The following is an 18,138-nucleotide window of genomic DNA, read 5'->3' as shown; positions in this document are numbered from 1 at the left end:
ACTTTATTTGTAAAGTACTGCATTGCATGCATCGGTATCATCAATGATATTAACCAGATTGGAAAGAGTATCTAAAAAGGATTTCACTATTTCTTCTGTTGTTATTCTTGCCGCATCATTTGAAGCTAGATCTATACGTATAGTAGCAGATGCACCAGGCATACCCACTGCAGGGATAGTTATTATGCCATTATTTCTTAATAACAACATTGCAAAGAGAAAAGCCAAATCAGTCGGACTTAGATCTGTTTTTATTCCCCTGTCTGTCAATTCTAATTTAAGAGATTCTGGAGTTAACATCAACCCTGTCGGAGTTTCTTTAACATGTTTGAAATTATTTTTTAAAGCATTGTAAAGATCGTGTTTATTTATGAATGCTTCGAGAATTATTTCAGGGCTTAAATTTTCAAGAGCTCTAACCATACCTGCAACTAATGGTGATTGGGCTTCCAAACCAAACTGATGGGCCTTTGATTTAACTTGAATCATAATATCAGCTTTTCCCGACATTAATCCTCCTCTTGGACCACCCATCAATTTATCAGTACTAGTAATAGCAATATCCGCGCCCATATCCATTGCACGAGGTTGTTTGTATACAATTGTACGTAGTCTGGCTCCAGAAGCATCATCTACAAAAACAGGAATTTCCAATGACTTTGAAATTTCAATTACCTTTAAAAAATCTTCTTTGGAAATTACATCATGATCCATGGTGGATCCTGTTATAAAAACAAGCGAAGTATTTTCTCCCACTTTAAAATCATTGATATCTTCGAATTCTTTGTAGGTTGCACCAACAAGTTCTGCACTTCTTGGTATGGATGGGTGGGCTGGTGATTTAGGGAGATAATGAACAATTTCATCACCTTCTTTTACAAGTGCAATAATAGCTGCAAATATACCAGAACTAGTCCTGTTGAGAGCTAAAATCTTTTCCCCACCTAAGTGAATTTTTCCAAGTGTTTGGATTGCATCTTCAAATACTGCGGATCCAGCATAAGTTTCAAGAAGATCTTTATCCTCGGGTAATATTGGAAATCCACCAGCTAACCCTGTAAGATCAAAAAATCCATTTCTTCCCTTTGTCTGCAGTATTTTTTTGATAATTTTGAGAGCATTCTCTCTCCTATTAACTTCGTCAACTAAAGAATTAACAAGCATTTTTTAATCCTTATCATTCTTTTTATTGATATTTTCAGACTTTAGAATGATTGCACTATCAGCAGAATTCTGTAGGGCTGCACTGAAACCTGGTTCTGCACCTATAACAATAGTTTCCTTTCCATTTTCTTTAGCCTTATTGATTATGGGTAAAAAATCAGCATCACGAGTCATGAGAGCAATAATATCAATATTAGGATTATAAATAAGTTCCATGGCTTCAACCGCCATATAAACATCAGTATCTCCAGCAACTACTATGGGTGTGAACCCCTGATTAACTATTGCTTCGATTAATTTATCTGAAGCATATTGATTTAAAAGGACTTTACCAACCCTCATATTTCCATATTCTGCAATTATGTCTCTAACTAAATCCAGATTAAGACTGAACTCTTTTCTTAACATATTAGGGCCATCAACTAGAAGACCAATATTCTTCCCTCCAGATTCACTCCTCTTAAGAGGAATATAATCCTTTAAGGAACTTAATTTTTCAAAACTGCGCATTATAACTATGCCTCCATGTACACTAATCGAGAAAATTTATGTATAGCTGTAAATCAGAAATGAAAGTCATTAACTGAGCTTGTATATCTTTATTAATTACTAAAACAATTTTCACTCCTGAAATTTCTGTACAATAGATTATTAATTTATATCAAATTCTAGTTTATTCAAACTTAATATATGAACCTCATGGATATATAACTTTTACAAATTAGGTTTAATATTAATCTTTTATCCAAAAAAACATGTAAATGGTTCTAAAAAAAATATTTTAAAAATTTTTACCCTTTAAAAAAAAAAGAATTAATGAAATTGCAAAACCCCTAAAAAGGGAGATTATTCAATTTCTAACGAAAATGAATCGTTAAATAGTTCTTTAACAACCTTTAAATCATTTGGTTTAAGTTTTGATACAGTAATATTATCCTCAATTTTTATATAGTATTCTGCATCAACTATTTCACCAGAATCATTCATATACAAGAAAAGACCATCTGCAAATTTCAATGGATCCCTTGAGGGAAGGAAAACTTCGAATCTGATGAGCACCTCAGAGCCATATATACTGTCGTGTAATTCAATCTTTTTTTCCTCACTTTTAAGAGCTTCTTTGAATATTTTCATCCGTGCTTTAAATTCTTTATCAATTGTTATCGTATCATTCTTCTTTGCTGCCATAAATGCCACCATTTTATTTTATAAGAAAAAATTTTAACTCGCTGAATATAATGAGTTTAACAAACCTATATAAAAACTCATTGTATTTAAAAACTAATTTTTGGAATATAAATATATTATTTTATCTTAATGTTGGAGAATACCCCATGTGTTAAGGTGGGGATGAATCCAACTACTACATATAAATAATAGTTTAACAATAATTAATAGTATCGTATGCGATAACCAAGCATACTGCACTTAATCTAATCAGTACCGTAGGAACTACGGAAATTAAAGCTTCTCTGAAAAAAACCACATTAGTGGATTTAATGAAGGAAGAAGCTCCTTCCGAAAGGGAGGGGTAGTTCACAGTTAATAAGTTGTTATGAAAAAATGAATATTAAATTCATATGATAATCTCAAATACCAGTTAGTACGATGCTTCTTCAAATTTAATAGTGAATTCTGTGCCATTTTTTTTATTGAGTTCTATTTCACCGTCAATTTGTTGAGTTAAATTGTTTACTAGCTGAAGCCCCAAAGAATCAGTATTTCTAAAATCAATATCATCAGGTATGCCCACTCCAGTGTCTCCAACAATCAATATATATTCACCATCCTCTGCTCTCAGACTAATATTTATCTCTCCTTCTCTTCCATCGGGAAATGCGTACTTCATGGAGTTTGATACTAACTCATTTACTATGAGCCCTAAAGGAATTGATGTATTGATATCAAGATTTAAACTTTGAAGGTCCAAATTCAGTTTTAAACGGAATGGATCATGGATATACGTATTGAAAAGATCTTTTATTAGAGTACGCATATAATCTCCAAAGTCTATGCTTTTAAGATCATCTGATCTGTAGAGAAGTTCATGGATAAGTGCCATTGACTTTGCACGGTTTTGACTTTCCCGGAACATATCAAAATCTTCTTTATTTTTAATATAATTTGATTGAAGATTTAAAAGACTTGAAATAACCATTAAATTATTTTTAACCCTATGGTGGATCTCCTTTAATAGCATCTCTTTTTCATTTAATGATTTTTTTAACTTTTCTTCCATCTCCTTCCGTTTTGTTATGTCGGTTAACATTCCCAATGATCCAATGAATTTATTGTTTTTATAGAGAGGTTTTGCTGAAATTATAGTCCATACACTAGATCCATTTTTATGAATGAATTTAAAATCATATTTTTCCCCAATTCCCTTTTTACGTCTTTCAAGTTTTTCCTTTGCATAATTTTTATTTTCATCATCCATAAATTCAAAAAATGAATGTCCCATCATTTCGTTCCTTGTATAACCTAATATTTTTAGCATAGCATCGTTTACATAGTTCGTTTTGGCTTTTTCATCAATAATCCAAACCCCTTCCTCTGCTGTTTCAATAAAAGACCGGAACTTTGCTTCACTTTCACGTAATTCTCTTTCTACCTTTTCTTTTTCAAAACGAGCCCTCATGGCTTTAAGCCCAAATGATAAATCATTAGATAATTCCTCTAACAACTTCACTTCTCCAGGATCAAATGCATCTATCTCCTCTGCATAAATACCCATGGCACCGTAAACTTCTCCATCCATTTTTAGTGGCAAAACTATGAGCGATGAAAAACCATGTCTTTTGGCTTCTTCTCTCCACGGTGAAAACGTGCCATTTGTAGTAACATCACGACACACTATAGTATTTCCTGTTTTTATAGCATTTCCACCAGGCCCACGGCCAATCTCGTCATCTGCCCAATATATACGTGTTTTTTTGAGATATTCTTCATCAAATCCTGCTGATGCAATTGGTTTAATAGTTTTCTTTTCATCATACTCAGCAAATCCAATCCATGCGAATTTATAGCCACCATTTTCAACTATTACACTGCAAATTTTATTCATCAGCTCATATTCTGTTGTTGCACGTGTCATCACCTCATCACTGTAACGTATCACTCTAAGTGCACGATTAGCACGTAACAATTCATTTTCAATTTTTTTACGTTTTGTTATATCCCTTGCAGCAGCAAAAACACCGACAACATCACCTGATTCATCCCTATAAATGGAAGCATTATACAAAACAGGTGTAATACCACCATCAAAATGCTGAATTTCAAGAGGATAATCTTTTACATATCCTTTACGAAAAACCTCTTCGTAACCTTCCTTAGCCTTATCAGGTTCTGTAAAATAATCTGAAAAATCTGATCCAATAATTTCATTCTGAGAACAACCAGTAACCTTTTCAGTAGCTTTATTAACATCGGTAACCTTCCCATCAGGACCAATTGTTACCAATGGATCAATATTTGCCTCAATTAAACTACGATTATACTGATTTGCCTGTTTTAATGCTTTTTGAGCTATTTTAAGTTCAGTAATATCACGAATCGCTGCAAAAACACCTAATATCTCACCTTTTTCATCATAATATAATGAAGCATTTATTAAAACATAAACGATATGCCCTTCTTTATGCATCATTTTAAGGGGATAATTTTCAACAAAACCATTTTTGAATACCTTTTTGAATCCCTCTAATGCATAACCTGGGTCGGTGAAGTAATTTGAAAAATTAGTTCCTATAACTTGTTTCAGATTATACCCCGTTACAGTTTCAACTGCTTTATTAGCATCAGTTATTTCGCCATTGGGATTAACCGTTATAAATGGATCTATACTTGCATCAATTAAAACTCGATTATATGAATTTATGGTGATAAATGCTTTTTCATCATCTTTACGCTTTGTAATATCCTGACTGTTTACAACAATACGTTTAACTATACCATTATCTGACAGAGGTAGTAATGTATGATGAAAACAAGTTCCATCCCTAATATCTTCGAATTCAATTATTTTATTCAACCTTATTGTTCTTTCAATGTATTTACCTCTCAATTCTGCTGTTTCCGGAGGAATAATATCTTTATAGTTAGAACCAACCAGATCATTTTTAGTTCTTCCTAATCTTTTGGTTGAAGCTTCATTAATATCTAATATCTTGCCTGAAGTATCAATTACAAATAAAGAATCATGAAAAGCATCTAAAACTTCTTTAGAGAATTTTCCGTCATTTCTAAATTCTTTTAAAATGTTTTGTTTGTAAATTGCAATTTCTACTGAAGACTTATATTCATCAAAACTAAATGGAACGTATAAAATAGTGTAATCTTCCATAAACAAATTCTTATCTATTTTTCGGTTTTCAAAATCCTTTTTGAGATAAACTAAAGGAAATTTCAATTCCGACTCGATTATGTTATCAAATTCCGTTTTAAAATTAATATCCATCAATACTACATCAAACTCATATGCTATATTAAGGACTTTTTCAGTGGATTTGACAACAGATGGACTATTATAGCCCCAGGACTCTATGGTTTCACATATTTTTTTTGCTTCTGTTGAATCTCCTGTTACCAATAAAACATTCAACGATTTCATTTTTCACCTGAAAAATTTTATATATGCTTATTTGTATATTACTGATCTAAATTTAAATGAATCTATGGGTAAATGTCAGTAAAAAAATTGAAATAAAAAAAAAATATTTTTTTTTAGACTCTATCTTTGTATACTAATTCTTGGAATTTTATTTTAAATTCTGTTCCATTAGTATTATCAAGCTCTATTTCACCATCAATTTGATCTGTCAAGCTATTTACCAGTTGTAAACCTAATGATTCTGTATTTTTAAAGTCGATATTTTCAGGGAAACCAATACCATTATCACTGATGTTTAACTCGTAATAATCGTCTTTAATTTTAAGAGATACTTTTAATTCTCCTTGACGTCCATCAGGAAATGCATATTTCAAGCAGTTTGATACTAATTCGGTTATAATAAGTCCACAAGGTACAGAAGTTTCAATATTCAGTTTAATATCATCTATGTCAAGGACAGGTTTGATGGTTCCCTTTATAATTGAGTAGGAATAAAATAGATCCCAAACCAAACTTTCAATATAATCAACAAAATATATTTTGTTGAAGGATCGGGAATTGTATAACTTCTCATGGATCATGGCCATGGATTTAACACGATTTTGACTTTCTTTAAGCACATCTACCGACTCTGCATCATCAACATACCTTGTTTGAATGTTTAATAGACTGGATATTATCTGCATATTATTTTTAACTCTATGGTGAATTTCCTGTAAGAGCACTTCCTTTTCCCTGATAGAGTTTGTTAGCTCAATTTCAAATTGTTTACTTTCAGTTATATCAATTGCAATAATCAGTATGAAAGAAGTTTTACCATTTTTTTCTATTGTAGTGATTTGAACATTGATCCATCTCAATTTTCCATCTTTATCAATTAATCTAACCTCAAATGGTTTAATAGGGTGTCCATCTAACATTTCGGGAAGATTTACAATATTATTCAGGTCTTCTTTTAAGATAATATCTAGATCTGATATTTGTTTTCCAATAAACTCTTCCTTAGATAAACCTAGTACGTTAAGTGATGCTTGATTAACATCCACTATTTTCCCATCTGTATCTAAAAGGAGTGTATAATCCGGATTTGATTCAAATAATGTTCTGTATTTCTCTTCACTTTCAATTAATGATTCTTCAATAGTTCTGCGTTCGCTAATATCCCTACTAACACCTAATATTTCGTTAATCTGTCCTTCTTTGTTTATTATAAGAGTGGTTACAACTTCTGTTGGTACAATCTTCTCATCTTTATCAATCTGATCAATGAAATGAGTCATTACTTGAAAATTATCATTTCCAGATAAAAAACCTTTAATTCTAATAGACATGTTATTAGATATGAATTTATAAGCTTCTTGAGTTATAACATCCTTTATGGACCTATTTAAAATTTCTTCTGATGTATATCCGAGTAAATGATAAACTGATGGACTGACATAGGTAAATTTACCTGTTACTATGTTCATTATCCATATGACATCACCTGTATTTTCTGAAATCAATTTATAACGAGATTCACTTTCTTTAAGAGCATTTTCAGCTTGTATTTGGTCAGTAACATCTTTAACAAATCCTTCAAGATAAATTATACTGGAATTTTCATCCCTTACTGCTCTGAAAGACAGTTCAGCAGTCATTATACTTCCATCTTTTTTATAGTATCTATTATTGTAGGAATGCCAATTTTTATCCGTTAATACTTCATCAACAAATTCACGATGATTATACTGATCAACATAGACTTTTTTCATTATGTTGGTCTTGTTTACTTCTTTGATTAATTCTTCAGGAGAATCATATCCCCACATATTTGAAAGTGCCTTGTTAACTCTACATAATTTTCCATCGGGTGTTGAATGGAAAATTCCAACAGGTGCATTTTCAAACAAATTTCTGAAATGTTCCTGTTCCTCTTTCAATTTTGTTTCCATTTCATGTTTGTAAATTACAATTTCAATTGAATTTTTTAAATCATTAGAATTAAATGGTTTTATTAAATATGCATATGGTTCTGTTAATTTAGCCCTTTCAACAGTTTCTGTTTCAGAATAAGCAGTTAAATATATTATTGGTATTTTATATTGATTCTTAATTACCTCAGCAGTTTCAATACCATCCATTCCACCACTTAATATTATATCCATTAAAATAACATCCGGTCTAAATTCTGTTAATTTTTGTAGAGCTTCCTCTCCTGATGAAGCTGTTTCAGGAACACTGTATCCCATGGATTCAAGAATTCTCTTGATGTCCATTGCTTCTATAACATCATCTTCAACTACTAAAATTATGACTTTAGACATACGATCCTTAATTGGACTATATAATATATAGTTTTTACAGCAAATTGCTGAAATTTTATTAAGAAAGTTTGAGAATTGAATATATTTTTGAAGATAAATAACCTTGCATATTCATACCCTATTCAAATCAAGACTAAAAATTAAGTTTTTTTGGTTTTTTCAGTTATTTTTGCAGGGTTACCAATTACAATGGAATTAGAGGGTATATCTTTTAACACCATAGTTTTAGCACCAATAGTGACATTATTTCCAATGGTTATTCCACCTAATATTGTTGATCCCGCTCCAATGTATACATTATTTCCTATTTTTGGATATTCTTTGTGAAACGGAAGTTTTGCACCTATTGTAACTCCCTGATATACTGTACAATTTTTTCCCAATTTAATATTTCCAATTACAACGCATTGTGGATGGGGAAAATATAATCCCGTTCCAATTTCTGCCCTTGGTGAAATTTCAATGGATGTAAGTAATCTGTAAAAAAAGTATGCAATATATATTCTTAATTTTGAGTTTGGACATTGGGAATGGCATATTCTATGTAATATAATGGCTCTAAATCCTGTATCTATAAAAAATAACGATATAAATAAACCATAATTTCGTAAATGATTTTTTTTATATTTATTAGCCCTCTTGTAAGCTAATTGTCGACGAAAATCTTCTTTTATTAAATTTCGAGAGCCCATAACATTCACTTTTAAAAATAATTTAAGATTTATTCAATAGAATACCATTGACTTTAGGGAATATAAATTATAGGTTTTTTCTTGATATTTTCTTGTATTTAATCTCTAATATTGATATGCCAAAATTAATCTATCAGATTTATAATTTATATTTATCATGTATTTTACTTCGCTAAACAACTCTATAACGAAGTTCAGATTATTCATGGTATTAGAACTAATATTTATTAAAATTTCTCGATTGCAATCAATTAAAAATTAAGAAAGTGAGATTTTAGAGGAATATATTCGTAAGAAAGGATTGTGGAACGGAGTTGTTGTCATAGATAGATTAAATTTACATCAATTTGATGATGATTCTACATATTAGTCAATATCTTTTAATTTAATGATAGCTATCTTTAAAATAGTGAATGTCCCATAGTCTAATACATTAACAGCCGGATTATGTATACATCAATGATATCTTTAATGCCATCTTATACTGTTTAAATTTTACTTATATCCTGAATTAAGATTTGTTAATGTTTTGAAAATAAGAAATTTAATAGTTAGGTTCTAATTATCCATTTAGTATTCCATAAACCAGTAGGTTTTTGAAATATAATTGTTGATAGCACCACCACCATAAGCACCACCATAATCTGTTACAGTGTTATCTCTGAAAGTACAACCCTTTATATCCAAAGTACCAAAATTGATGATAGCGCCACCAGTTCCTGCAGTGTTATCAGTAAAAATACTATTATTAATAGTCAAATCTCCCTTTTCACTACCTATAGCACCACCCATATCAGCTGTGTTACCTGTGAACGTACTGCCCGTTACAATCATACTGCCCCAATTGTAGTATGCTCCACCAAAACTTGCAGTGTTATCTGTGAAAATACAACTTTTAATAGTTAAGACCGCATCTTTATTGAAAAAATTTTCTACAAAAATAGCACCACCAAAGTATTTTGCAGTATTATCACTGAAAGTACTGTCTGTTATGGTTACAGCACCATCATAATTGTAGATAGCCCCGCCCAAAGTTGCAGTATTGGAATTGAAATTACAGTTATTGACAGTCAAAGTACTATTTTTATGATTGTGGATAGTACCACCAGTATATGCAGTATTGGAATTGAAATTGCAGTTATTAACAATCAAAGTACCATTATTGTCGATAGCACCACCACCATCAGCTGTTGTTCCTTTTGTTAGTTTTAGGTTTGTGATTGTAACGTTTATTCCATTTAGGATGTGGATTATCCAGTTGGTGCCGTTTCCGTTTATTATTGTATTCTTTTCACTTTGTCCATTAATGGTCCTCACTTTCTTTCAAATTTTCTTCAGCTAACAAACGATCTGACATATCCCTAATAATCCTGATTATCATTTCGTTGCCTTTTTCATCTTTGAATATACGGGATGATATTACTGCACGGAGTTTTTCTCCATTCTTTCGTATAAATGTTAATTCGCTCTTTACTTCACCTTTAAGCCGTATTTCTTCTAAAATAATAGGTAATTTTGGGTCTTTATTATCAACAATTCCCGATCTGCCAAGTTTAACAAATTCTTCTTCTGAATATCCGAAAATTTCTGAAGCTTTTGTATTAGCTGTTAAAATCAAACCATCAGGAGTAGTTAATAGGATAGCATCTAAGCTAATTTCAACAATTGATTTAAATACTTGATCTGATTCAGAATTAACAGAATAACAACCACCATTTTAATCAAATTTCATTATATAATGATCATTTGTTGGATATCACATTATTCTATATCCTTTCTTTATATTTTAATTCTTTAAATGTAATTTTGAATTCTGTTCCATGATTCACATCCAATTCAAATTTTCCTTCTAATTGGTTAACAAGATTTTGTACTAGTTGCAGGCCAAGAGTTTTTGAATTTTCTATATCGACGTCTTCTGGTATTCCTATTCCATTATCAGTGATAACGAGTTCTATTAAATCTTTGTTTGAGACGAGTTTTAAGGTTATTTTTCCTTTACATTTGGGAAATGCATATTTGACACTATTAGTTACTAATTCGTTGATGATGAGTCCTAGTGGTATGGCAGTGTCGATGTTTAAATGAATATCTTCAATATTTAATACAGATTCAATGGCGCTTGTTGTGAGTCCATAAGAAAAGAATATATCCAAAATAAGTTTCTCTATGTATTCTTTGAAATTGATGTAGTTAAGACTTGAAGATTGATAGAGTTTTTCATGGATTATTGCCATGCTTTTCACCCGACCTTGGCTCTCTTTTAAAACTCCTACTGTCTCATCTAAGTTCTCATATTGTATTTGCAAGTTCAATAAACTAGAAATAATCTGCATATTATTTTTGACCCTATGATGGATCTCTCGAAGAAGAGTTTCTTTTTCATCTAACGATTTTTTAATTTTATCTTCTGCATTTTTACGGTCAGATATATCTCTTACAGACTCAATAGCACCATATTGTTGCCCTTTACTATCTAAAAGTGGTGATGCTGTTACCCATAGATAAGCACCTCGACCATTGTATACTGAAGGTACAAAGACTTCTGCATAAATTGTTTTGCCATCTTTTTTGACGTATTTATACTTTGAAATATACTCTGAATCATTATTTCCTATAAGATCAATTAGAACAGGGCGATGTTCATTATACCAAGGTACAGAATAGGCATAATCTCCTTTACCAATGATGTCTTTTTTTTTGGTGCCGGTCATCTCTTCAATGGCTCTGTTCCAAGCTATAACTTTTCCATCTTGATCGATTGCAAAAGTTGCATCGGGTAAAAAATCTATAATATCCGTTAAACGCTGTTCTGATTCTTCAAAAGCCTTTTCTGCCTTTTCACGTTCGGTAATGTCTCTTACTACCATAACAATATAAAGAACATCGCTGAAATTAACAACACTTGCACTTATCTCAACAGGAATTTTTTGACTGTCAACAGTATTGAAAACCGAAGAAAAGGTTTTTTTACCAGTTGATTCCTTGTTTTCAACCATTTCATTTAAAATTAGCTGAATTCTCATCATTTCATCATTATTCACCAGGTCTTTTAAGGTCATCTCAAGCATTTTTTCATTGGGGTATCCTAATTGCTCAGATGCAGATTTAGTAACATCAGTAAAACGTCCTGATGAAATTTCCAGAAGGAAAATTGGATCATTACTCTGATCTAGCAAAGAACGAAATCTTTCAAGTTCACCCAATCTCTTCTGTAACTCAGGATAATAACTCTTTTGTATGGAAGATTCACCAAGACCTATAATCTTATCACGTAACGAATCCCAATCATCAGTTTCATAAGGCATTTTTAAATATTTCCTCCACATCACTTATTTTAGGCATTACTGGATTTGTTACTATACATGGATCTTGCATTGCCCTTTGTGCGAGCTCTGGAATATCCTCCTCATCAACACCTATCTCTTTAAGTGTACGATTCACTCCAGTTTCAATTTTAAGATTTACTATACCATTTATAAGACCGTATTTATCATTTAAATCATTAATTCCAAGGGTTTTAGCAATTTTAAGGTATCTTTCTGGTTCAGAGGAGAAGTTGAAATCCACAACATGTTCTAAAAGAAGGGCATTACACTCTCCATGAGGTAAATCTTTAAGACCACCTAGGCTATGGGCCATTGCATGAACCAGGCCAAGACTCGCATTTGAAAATGCCAAACCTGCATGAAGACTTGCAAGCATTAAATTACTCCGGAATTGTATATTATCAAGATCATTGATGCAGGGTATTATATTAGATGAAAAAAGGTTTATTGCTTCAATAGAATGGATATCTGTAATAGGTGAACTTGCATTAGAAACATAAGCCTCCATAGCATGACTTAATATATCAAATGCCGTACAAACAGTCATGTACCGATTTAAGGTTGTAGTAGTAACTGGATCAATTAATGCAACATCTGGAACAAGTTTCTTACTGATAATTGCCATTTTAACTTTTCTCACTCTGTCTGATATTATCGCAAATTGGGATACATCAGCAGAACTACCTGCAGTGGTTGGTATACATATTAAGGGAGGCGATGGCATACTAACTTTATCTACACCTTCGAATTCATTTATATGTTTTTTATTTGAAGTTACGATTCCTATACCCTTTGCACAGTCCATTGGACTGCCGCCACCAAGAGCCACTATCACATCACATCTTTTACTCTCGTAAACTCGGGCCCCTTCCATAACCTCTTCTGTTCGGGGATTTGATTTAATATTGGAATATGTTTCATATTCATAATCCTCAGATTCTAAAGCTCCAATAATCTCATCAAGCCACCCTGATGAAACTATCCCCTGATCTGTTACTAAAAGAACTTTTTTTGCCTCGAAATTCTTTAAATACCTTCCCAACAAAAATCTAGCACCGGAACCAAACACAAATTCGGGTGCAACAAACTTTCTAAGTTCAAATTCATTATCCAATCAAATCAACCCCAAATGAATCAAATATAAAATTAAATAGAGATTCTTGAACATAATAACAAAAATTATTCCAAATAAAAATATAAATCCCATTGAAATAATTATCAAATAATTAATTCTATAATATTTGATAAGCTCATGATCATATAAAATAATATCATTATTAGGATTATTTTGAATAATTGGAGGGACTATAAATAGAAAAGTTTTGGATTAATATCAATGTAATAGTATTGAGAGTTTAGAGTAAAAGAGTGCCGAATATGATATATTGTACTCCCTCATTTTCAAGGAATTTCAATTGTAAAAGAAAAATAATAGTTTAATTTTAAATACTGTCCGATTAATAACCAAAAATTATAAACTATTGACTTTGAAATAGTATTTTGCCTGCATACTTAACTGCAAGAATCATCTTCTTTTTCTATAATACTCCATCAGAAAAGATTCATCGATTTGGGATCCCAAATAATACTGATATCATGTTGAGCTTTTAAAGTCCTAAATTATTAAATGAAATAAATTGGGTATATTTGTCATTGATAGACTTAATTATTTGTATTGGACAATAATTAAATAAACCTCTCACTATTATTTGATTTAATAAAATATATCTTTCAAATGTGTAAGCTCCCACTTTAGACCATTAACTGTTGAATAGTTATGCTGATGACACTGTTTAAATCTATTTTTAGTCTTTTATATTTCTGAATATCAAAATCTTGGAATAAAATCGGCCTTATGGCGAAGTAATGCTAAAGTTTAAGTAGTATAGTAGTAAGAATTATGTATAACTACTGTAATTCTTATTTTAAACTTTTTTCTACTAAAAAATAGTATAAACAGATACAATAACCCCATGATGGTGAAACATCGCTATGAAAGAAGTTCAATTATTCTAGTATACAGAACTAACTTATATATAAATAAATTCTTGAATTGAGCTTAATAAAAAGTTAAGAAAGTAGTATAATATCTCTTAGATTAGGCTATGTTTGTCTGTTTCATATTTAAAATAAGTCATTGTGTCGAATGGTATTACAATCTGGTCAAATTTAGAGGTATCTTGTGTAATTTCAATTATTCTATCTATATTATTCACGTTAATTGCTTTTACACCATCTTTTCCAGTTTCATAAACTTTTTTACAACTTAATGTCGAAACTTTCAATTTAAGAGCCCATGTCATTTATAATCACCTTATAATAATCTAATTTACATGATAAATAAATTTTTTAAAAAAAAATAGAGAGTTATGTTCTACTTAATTCATTATAAAGATTAAAAATGTAAGAAAAAAACTAATAGGAATAATAACATAAAATAATTTTGGTTATACAATATGGCAAAGAAACAGATTTTACTTGTAGAAGATGAAAGTATAGAAGCCATGGATATTAAGCGTACATTAGAATTTTTTGGTTTTGAGGTCCCATATATCGCTTCCAGTGGTGAAGATGCTGTAGAAAAAGCTTTAGAAATAATGCCAGATCTTATTTTGATAGATGTGGTTCTTAAAGGACATAGTGATGGTATTGATGTTGCTTATAAGATTAAAAAGCTTAATATACCTGTTATTTATTTAACTGCTCATTCTGAAGAGAGTATAATTGAAAGAGCCAAACTCACAGAACCCTATGGATATATGATTAAACCCTATGATCGTAATGAACTCAAACATACCATCGAACTTGCATTATACAAAAATCAAATAGAAAAAGAATTAAAAGAAAGTGAATACAATCTACGTTTAATACTTGATTCAACAGCAGAAGGAATTTTTGGAATAGACCTAGAAGGTATTTGTACATTTTGCAATGCATCTGCAGTTAAACTTTTAGGATATAACAATCCTGATGAATTAATCGGTAACAACATACATGACCTGATCCATCGCCCACATCAACAAGGAACCCCATACATGAGCTTTAAAACGGGGAAACGTGTATATATGGAAGATGAGAAGTTTATGAGGACTGATGGGACAAGTTTCAGTGCTGAATACTGGAGTTATCCCCAAATTAAAGATAATGAAATTATTGGAGCAGTAATCACATTCACAGACATCACCGAAAGAAAAAAAGCGGAAATAGAAATAAAAAACTCTTTAAATGAAAAAGAAGTTCTTCTACGAGAAATTAATCATCGAGTCAAAAACAATCTCCAAATAATCGCGAGCTTACTCCACCTCCAAGCAGATAGTATAGACGACAAAAAAATAGCAGATATTCTGAAAGAAAGCGAGACTCGAGTAAAGAGCATGGCAATAGTACACGAAAAACTATACCAATCACCCAATTTCAACGATATCAACTTCAAACAATACCTTGAAAAACTAGTATACGATATATTATACACTTACGGAATAAAAATAGGACTTATCAAAGTCCAAATGGAAATTGAAGATATACATCTCAACATTGACACAGCCATACCACTAGGACTCATCATCAACGAATTAATCACTAACACAATCAAATACGCCTTCCCTCAAAACAAAGGAACCATAACCATCCAACTCAAATCCCTAACAGAAAAAATGGAAATCACAATAGCCGATGATGGAATAGGACTACCAAAAGACATAAATCTAGAAAATCCCGAAACACTCGGACTTAAACTAGTACAAAGTCTTGTAAAACAATTAGACGGGGATTTAAAACTGAATACTGATAAAGGGACCGAATTTAAAATCACATTCAAAGAATTAAAATATAAAAAAAGATTATAGGTTTTAATAATAACCATTAACAGTCTGATAAATATTCATCAAGATTATCTTTTAGGTTCACCTATAACAGTTTAAATTTTCTGTATATCCAAATCTAGATTAATTAATCTTTGAGAGATAAGAAACCTTAAAGTTTAAGTAGTATTATTGTTAATTTCGTTTTTTAAGTTATTTAAAAATTTTTTTCAATTCATGTTTAATACTGACAATTGATAATAGTTTTCTCTAGCTAATGCAAATATCCATTCTGCACCCGGTGTATATGTATATTCACGTTTATCATCATCATGGTTATGAACAATCTGAATTTGGCTGATTCCAACATTTCTATGTTACATCCCCCATTACCAGAAGCAAAACAGGTAATCGTCCAGTTCGAGCATAGACATGTTTCGACTTTTCCGTAAATTTAAATATTCCATCATTTAGTATCTCAATTATTCTTGATTGAAAAATTTTAGCATAATGTTGTTTTATTTAAACATAAACACAAAAACTAAAATCTTTTTAGATTTAATGTCACATAAATATACTCAATTATTATAATCAGGAGAATTTTTTTTGGAAAATATTTTAAATACTTCTAAAATCGGTTGGTCAGCTGTAATAATTGTTTCTTTATCCTCATTTATAATTACACTTGATAATACATTTATGAACGTGGCCATATCAAATTTGGTTGTTGATTTAAACACCACTGTACCATTTCTACAGATAATTATTACTGTTTATGCACTTACTATGGCTTCTTTAATGCTTTTAGGAAGTAAAATGCAAGATATAGTTGGTAAAAAAAATGTTTTCATATTGGGTGCGATCATTTTTGGAATTGGTACTGCTATAGCTGCATTAAGCATTAATGCAACGATGTTATTAATAGGATGGTCTGTTTTAGAAGGTATAGGGGCTGCATTAATGACACCTGCCACTGCATCCATCATAATTGGTACATATAGTGGAGATGACAGTGCTTTTGCAATGGGAATAAGGACCTCCTTTGCAACTTTAGGAGCAGGATTCGGCCCTCTCATAGGGGGATTTTTAGCAACCTTCTTCAGTTGGAGATGGGGTTTTGGGATTGAACTAATAATTATATTGATTATATTAACATTCTCGAAGAAATTGAAATATTTCCCTCCTACTATGAAACTTTCAGATCTAGACAAACTAGGTGCACTACTCTCTTCATTAGGGATTTTTTTATTTGTTCTTGGTATTTTAAGTCTTAATTCTGTAAATAACTTAATAATATCTCCGTTTATGATAGGTTCGGGAATATTATTACTGATAATATTCTATTTCAAGGAAAAAAATGTATTAAAAAAGGATAAAATACCCATTATTGATATTAAATTGTTTAAAAATAGAAACTTCACTCTAGGAACACTTTCTAGGATGGTACTGAATTTAGCTCTTGCAGGGGCTGTTTTTGTTTTACCTATCTTTTTCCAGCAAGAAACTGGTTTCAGTGCATTTATAACAGGTCTTGCTATTTTACCATTAACTCTTGGGGTTTTGATATTCTCAATAGCCTCATCTAGGATAGCAAATCGAATAGAACCACACTATTTGATTTCAATAGGATTTTTTGTAGCGCTGGTCAGCACACTTTTCCTTAGTTATCAATTCAATTTAAATACAGAAATAAGCAACATTATCCCGGGTACATTGGTTTTAGGAATGGGTTTGGGTTTAGCACTACCATTAACAGCTAATATAATATTATCGTCTGTAAGTTCAAGTGAACATTCTGATGCATCTGGTATTATGTCAACAAGTTCTAGTCTAGGTACATCTATGGGAACTGCAATTATTGGGGTAGTTTTAATCCTCGCAACCATTAATGGACTGTATAATGCATTTGATCAGACCTATCCCAATCAATTTTCCAAAAATGAAATCAATCAAAAATTTACAATTTATGAAGAAAAAATCAATACTACCCATGATGTTTTGACAGGGAGTAAAAATTCTACATTATATACAATTGTTAATAGAACAGTTAGAAATGCAATGAAAACTGTATTTGACTTTGTTTCAATATTATTCTTAGTTAGTTTCTTAATTTCATTATTTATAAGACCAGTTAAACGAAAGTGGCGTTAAGTTAAAAGATATTTTACTGATCCTTCACACTCCCATTGTATACCACCGGACGTATATTTAAATACTTATCATTTAGACTAAATA

The 18,138-nt window shown here is 31.0% G+C and carries 12 protein-coding genes and 1 pseudogene; 2 read left to right on the top strand and 11 right to left on the bottom strand.

The genetic code is table 11. The features are described 5' to 3' along the window. Positions 1-3: 3 nt before the first annotated feature. From K8N75_RS09205 to K8N75_RS09155, 11 genes and pseudogenes are all read right to left on the bottom strand, one after another. On the bottom strand, positions 4-1,164 hold the full coding sequence (locus K8N75_RS09205; protein WP_223791766.1) for a TIGR03576 family pyridoxal phosphate-dependent enzyme: 1,161 nt from the start codon (positions 1,162-1,164) through the stop codon (positions 4-6). Between the two features lie 3 nt (positions 1,165-1,167). Beyond that, positions 1,168-1,674 (bottom strand): TIGR00288 family NYN domain-containing protein, encoded by a 507-nt coding sequence (locus K8N75_RS09200; RefSeq protein WP_223791765.1) that lies wholly within the window; start codon positions 1,672-1,674, stop codon positions 1,168-1,170. A 336-nt stretch (positions 1,675-2,010) separates the two neighbouring features. After that, positions 2,011-2,352 carry a hypothetical protein gene (locus K8N75_RS09195; RefSeq protein ID WP_223791764.1) on the bottom strand — a complete coding sequence of 114 codons (342 nt, stop codon included), beginning with the start codon at positions 2,350-2,352 and terminating at the stop codon, positions 2,011-2,013. Between the two features lie 412 nt (positions 2,353-2,764). Beyond that, positions 2,765-5,776: a PAS domain S-box protein gene (locus tag K8N75_RS09190; RefSeq protein ID WP_223791763.1), complete on the bottom strand. Its 3,012-nt coding sequence runs from the start codon at positions 5,774-5,776 to the stop codon at positions 2,765-2,767. 113 nt (positions 5,777-5,889) lie between these two features. Further along, on the bottom strand, positions 5,890-8,082 hold the full coding sequence (locus tag K8N75_RS09185; RefSeq protein WP_223791762.1) for a PAS domain S-box protein: 2,193 nt from the start codon (positions 8,080-8,082) through the stop codon (positions 5,890-5,892). 140 nt (positions 8,083-8,222) lie between these two features. Continuing rightward, on the bottom strand, positions 8,223-8,774 hold the full coding sequence (locus K8N75_RS09180; protein ID WP_223791761.1) for a serine O-acetyltransferase: 552 nt from the start codon (positions 8,772-8,774) through the stop codon (positions 8,223-8,225). Between the two features lie 570 nt (positions 8,775-9,344). Further along, entirely contained in the window at positions 9,345-10,091 is a 747-nt protein-coding gene (locus K8N75_RS14225; RefSeq protein WP_223791760.1) for a hypothetical protein, read from the bottom strand. Next, positions 10,078-10,452, bottom strand: a pseudogene (locus tag K8N75_RS09170) (PAS domain-containing protein); the annotation flags it as partial. The gene K8N75_RS14225 and the pseudogene K8N75_RS09170, both read right to left, overlap by 14 nt. 88 nt (positions 10,453-10,540) lie before the next feature. Further along, complete coding sequence (locus K8N75_RS09165; protein WP_223791759.1) at positions 10,541-12,082, bottom strand: PAS domain S-box protein; 1,542 nt, start codon at positions 12,080-12,082, stop codon at positions 10,541-10,543. Continuing rightward, positions 12,072-13,217, bottom strand: a complete 1,146-nt coding sequence (gene ercA / locus K8N75_RS09160) for an alcohol dehydrogenase-like regulatory protein ErcA (RefSeq protein ID WP_223791758.1) — start codon at positions 13,215-13,217, stop codon at positions 12,072-12,074. The genes K8N75_RS09165 and ercA overlap by 11 nt, the downstream gene beginning before the upstream one ends. 979 nt (positions 13,218-14,196) lie before the next feature. Then, entirely contained in the window at positions 14,197-14,406 is a 210-nt protein-coding gene (locus tag K8N75_RS09155) for a hypothetical protein (protein ID WP_223791757.1), read from the bottom strand. Between the two features lie 153 nt (positions 14,407-14,559). Here K8N75_RS09155 and K8N75_RS09150 point away from each other — a divergent pair, with 153 nt between their 5' ends. Beyond that, positions 14,560-15,948 carry a sensor histidine kinase gene (locus tag K8N75_RS09150; protein ID WP_223791756.1) on the top strand — a complete coding sequence of 463 codons (1,389 nt, stop codon included), beginning with the start codon at positions 14,560-14,562 and terminating at the stop codon, positions 15,946-15,948. Positions 15,949-16,509: 561 nt separating this feature from the next. Next, positions 16,510-18,054: an MFS transporter gene (locus K8N75_RS09145; protein ID WP_223791755.1), complete on the top strand. Its 1,545-nt coding sequence runs from the start codon at positions 16,510-16,512 to the stop codon at positions 18,052-18,054. Positions 18,055-18,138: the final 84 nt, after the last annotated feature.

The sequence above is a fragment of the Methanobacterium spitsbergense genome, assembly GCF_019931065.1.
Taxonomy (GTDB): domain Archaea; phylum Methanobacteriota; class Methanobacteria; order Methanobacteriales; family Methanobacteriaceae; genus Methanobacterium_B; species Methanobacterium_B spitsbergense.
Note: the sequence above shows the minus strand (reverse complement) of the source record. Positions and strands in the feature narration are given on the sequence as shown.

What these genes read in the sequence shown, in the direction of transcription:
- K8N75_RS09200 (WP_223791765.1), bottom strand. Translation starts at nt 1,674, where the DNA reads ATGCGCAGTTTTGAAAAATTAAGTTCCTTAAAGGATTATATTCCTCTT.
- K8N75_RS09190 (WP_223791763.1), bottom strand. Translation starts at nt 5,776, where the DNA reads ATGAAATCGTTGAATGTTTTATTGGTAACAGGAGATTCAACAGAAGCA.
- K8N75_RS09195 (WP_223791764.1), bottom strand. Translation starts at nt 2,352, where the DNA reads ATGGCAGCAAAGAAGAATGATACGATAACAATTGATAAAGAATTTAAA.
- K8N75_RS09155 (WP_223791757.1), bottom strand. Translation starts at nt 14,406, where the DNA reads ATGACATGGGCTCTTAAATTGAAAGTTTCGACATTAAGTTGTAAAAAA.
- K8N75_RS09185 (WP_223791762.1), bottom strand. Translation starts at nt 8,082, where the DNA reads ATGTCTAAAGTCATAATTTTAGTAGTTGAAGATGATGTTATAGAAGCA.
- K8N75_RS09180 (WP_223791761.1), bottom strand. Translation starts at nt 8,774, where the DNA reads ATGGGCTCTCGAAATTTAATAAAAGAAGATTTTCGTCGACAATTAGCT.
- K8N75_RS09150 (WP_223791756.1), top strand. Translation starts at nt 14,560, where the DNA reads ATGGCAAAGAAACAGATTTTACTTGTAGAAGATGAAAGTATAGAAGCC.
- K8N75_RS09205 (WP_223791766.1), bottom strand. Translation starts at nt 1,164, where the DNA reads ATGCTTGTTAATTCTTTAGTTGACGAAGTTAATAGGAGAGAGAATGCT.
- K8N75_RS09165 (WP_223791759.1), bottom strand. Translation starts at nt 12,082, where the DNA reads ATGCCTTATGAAACTGATGATTGGGATTCGTTACGTGATAAGATTATA.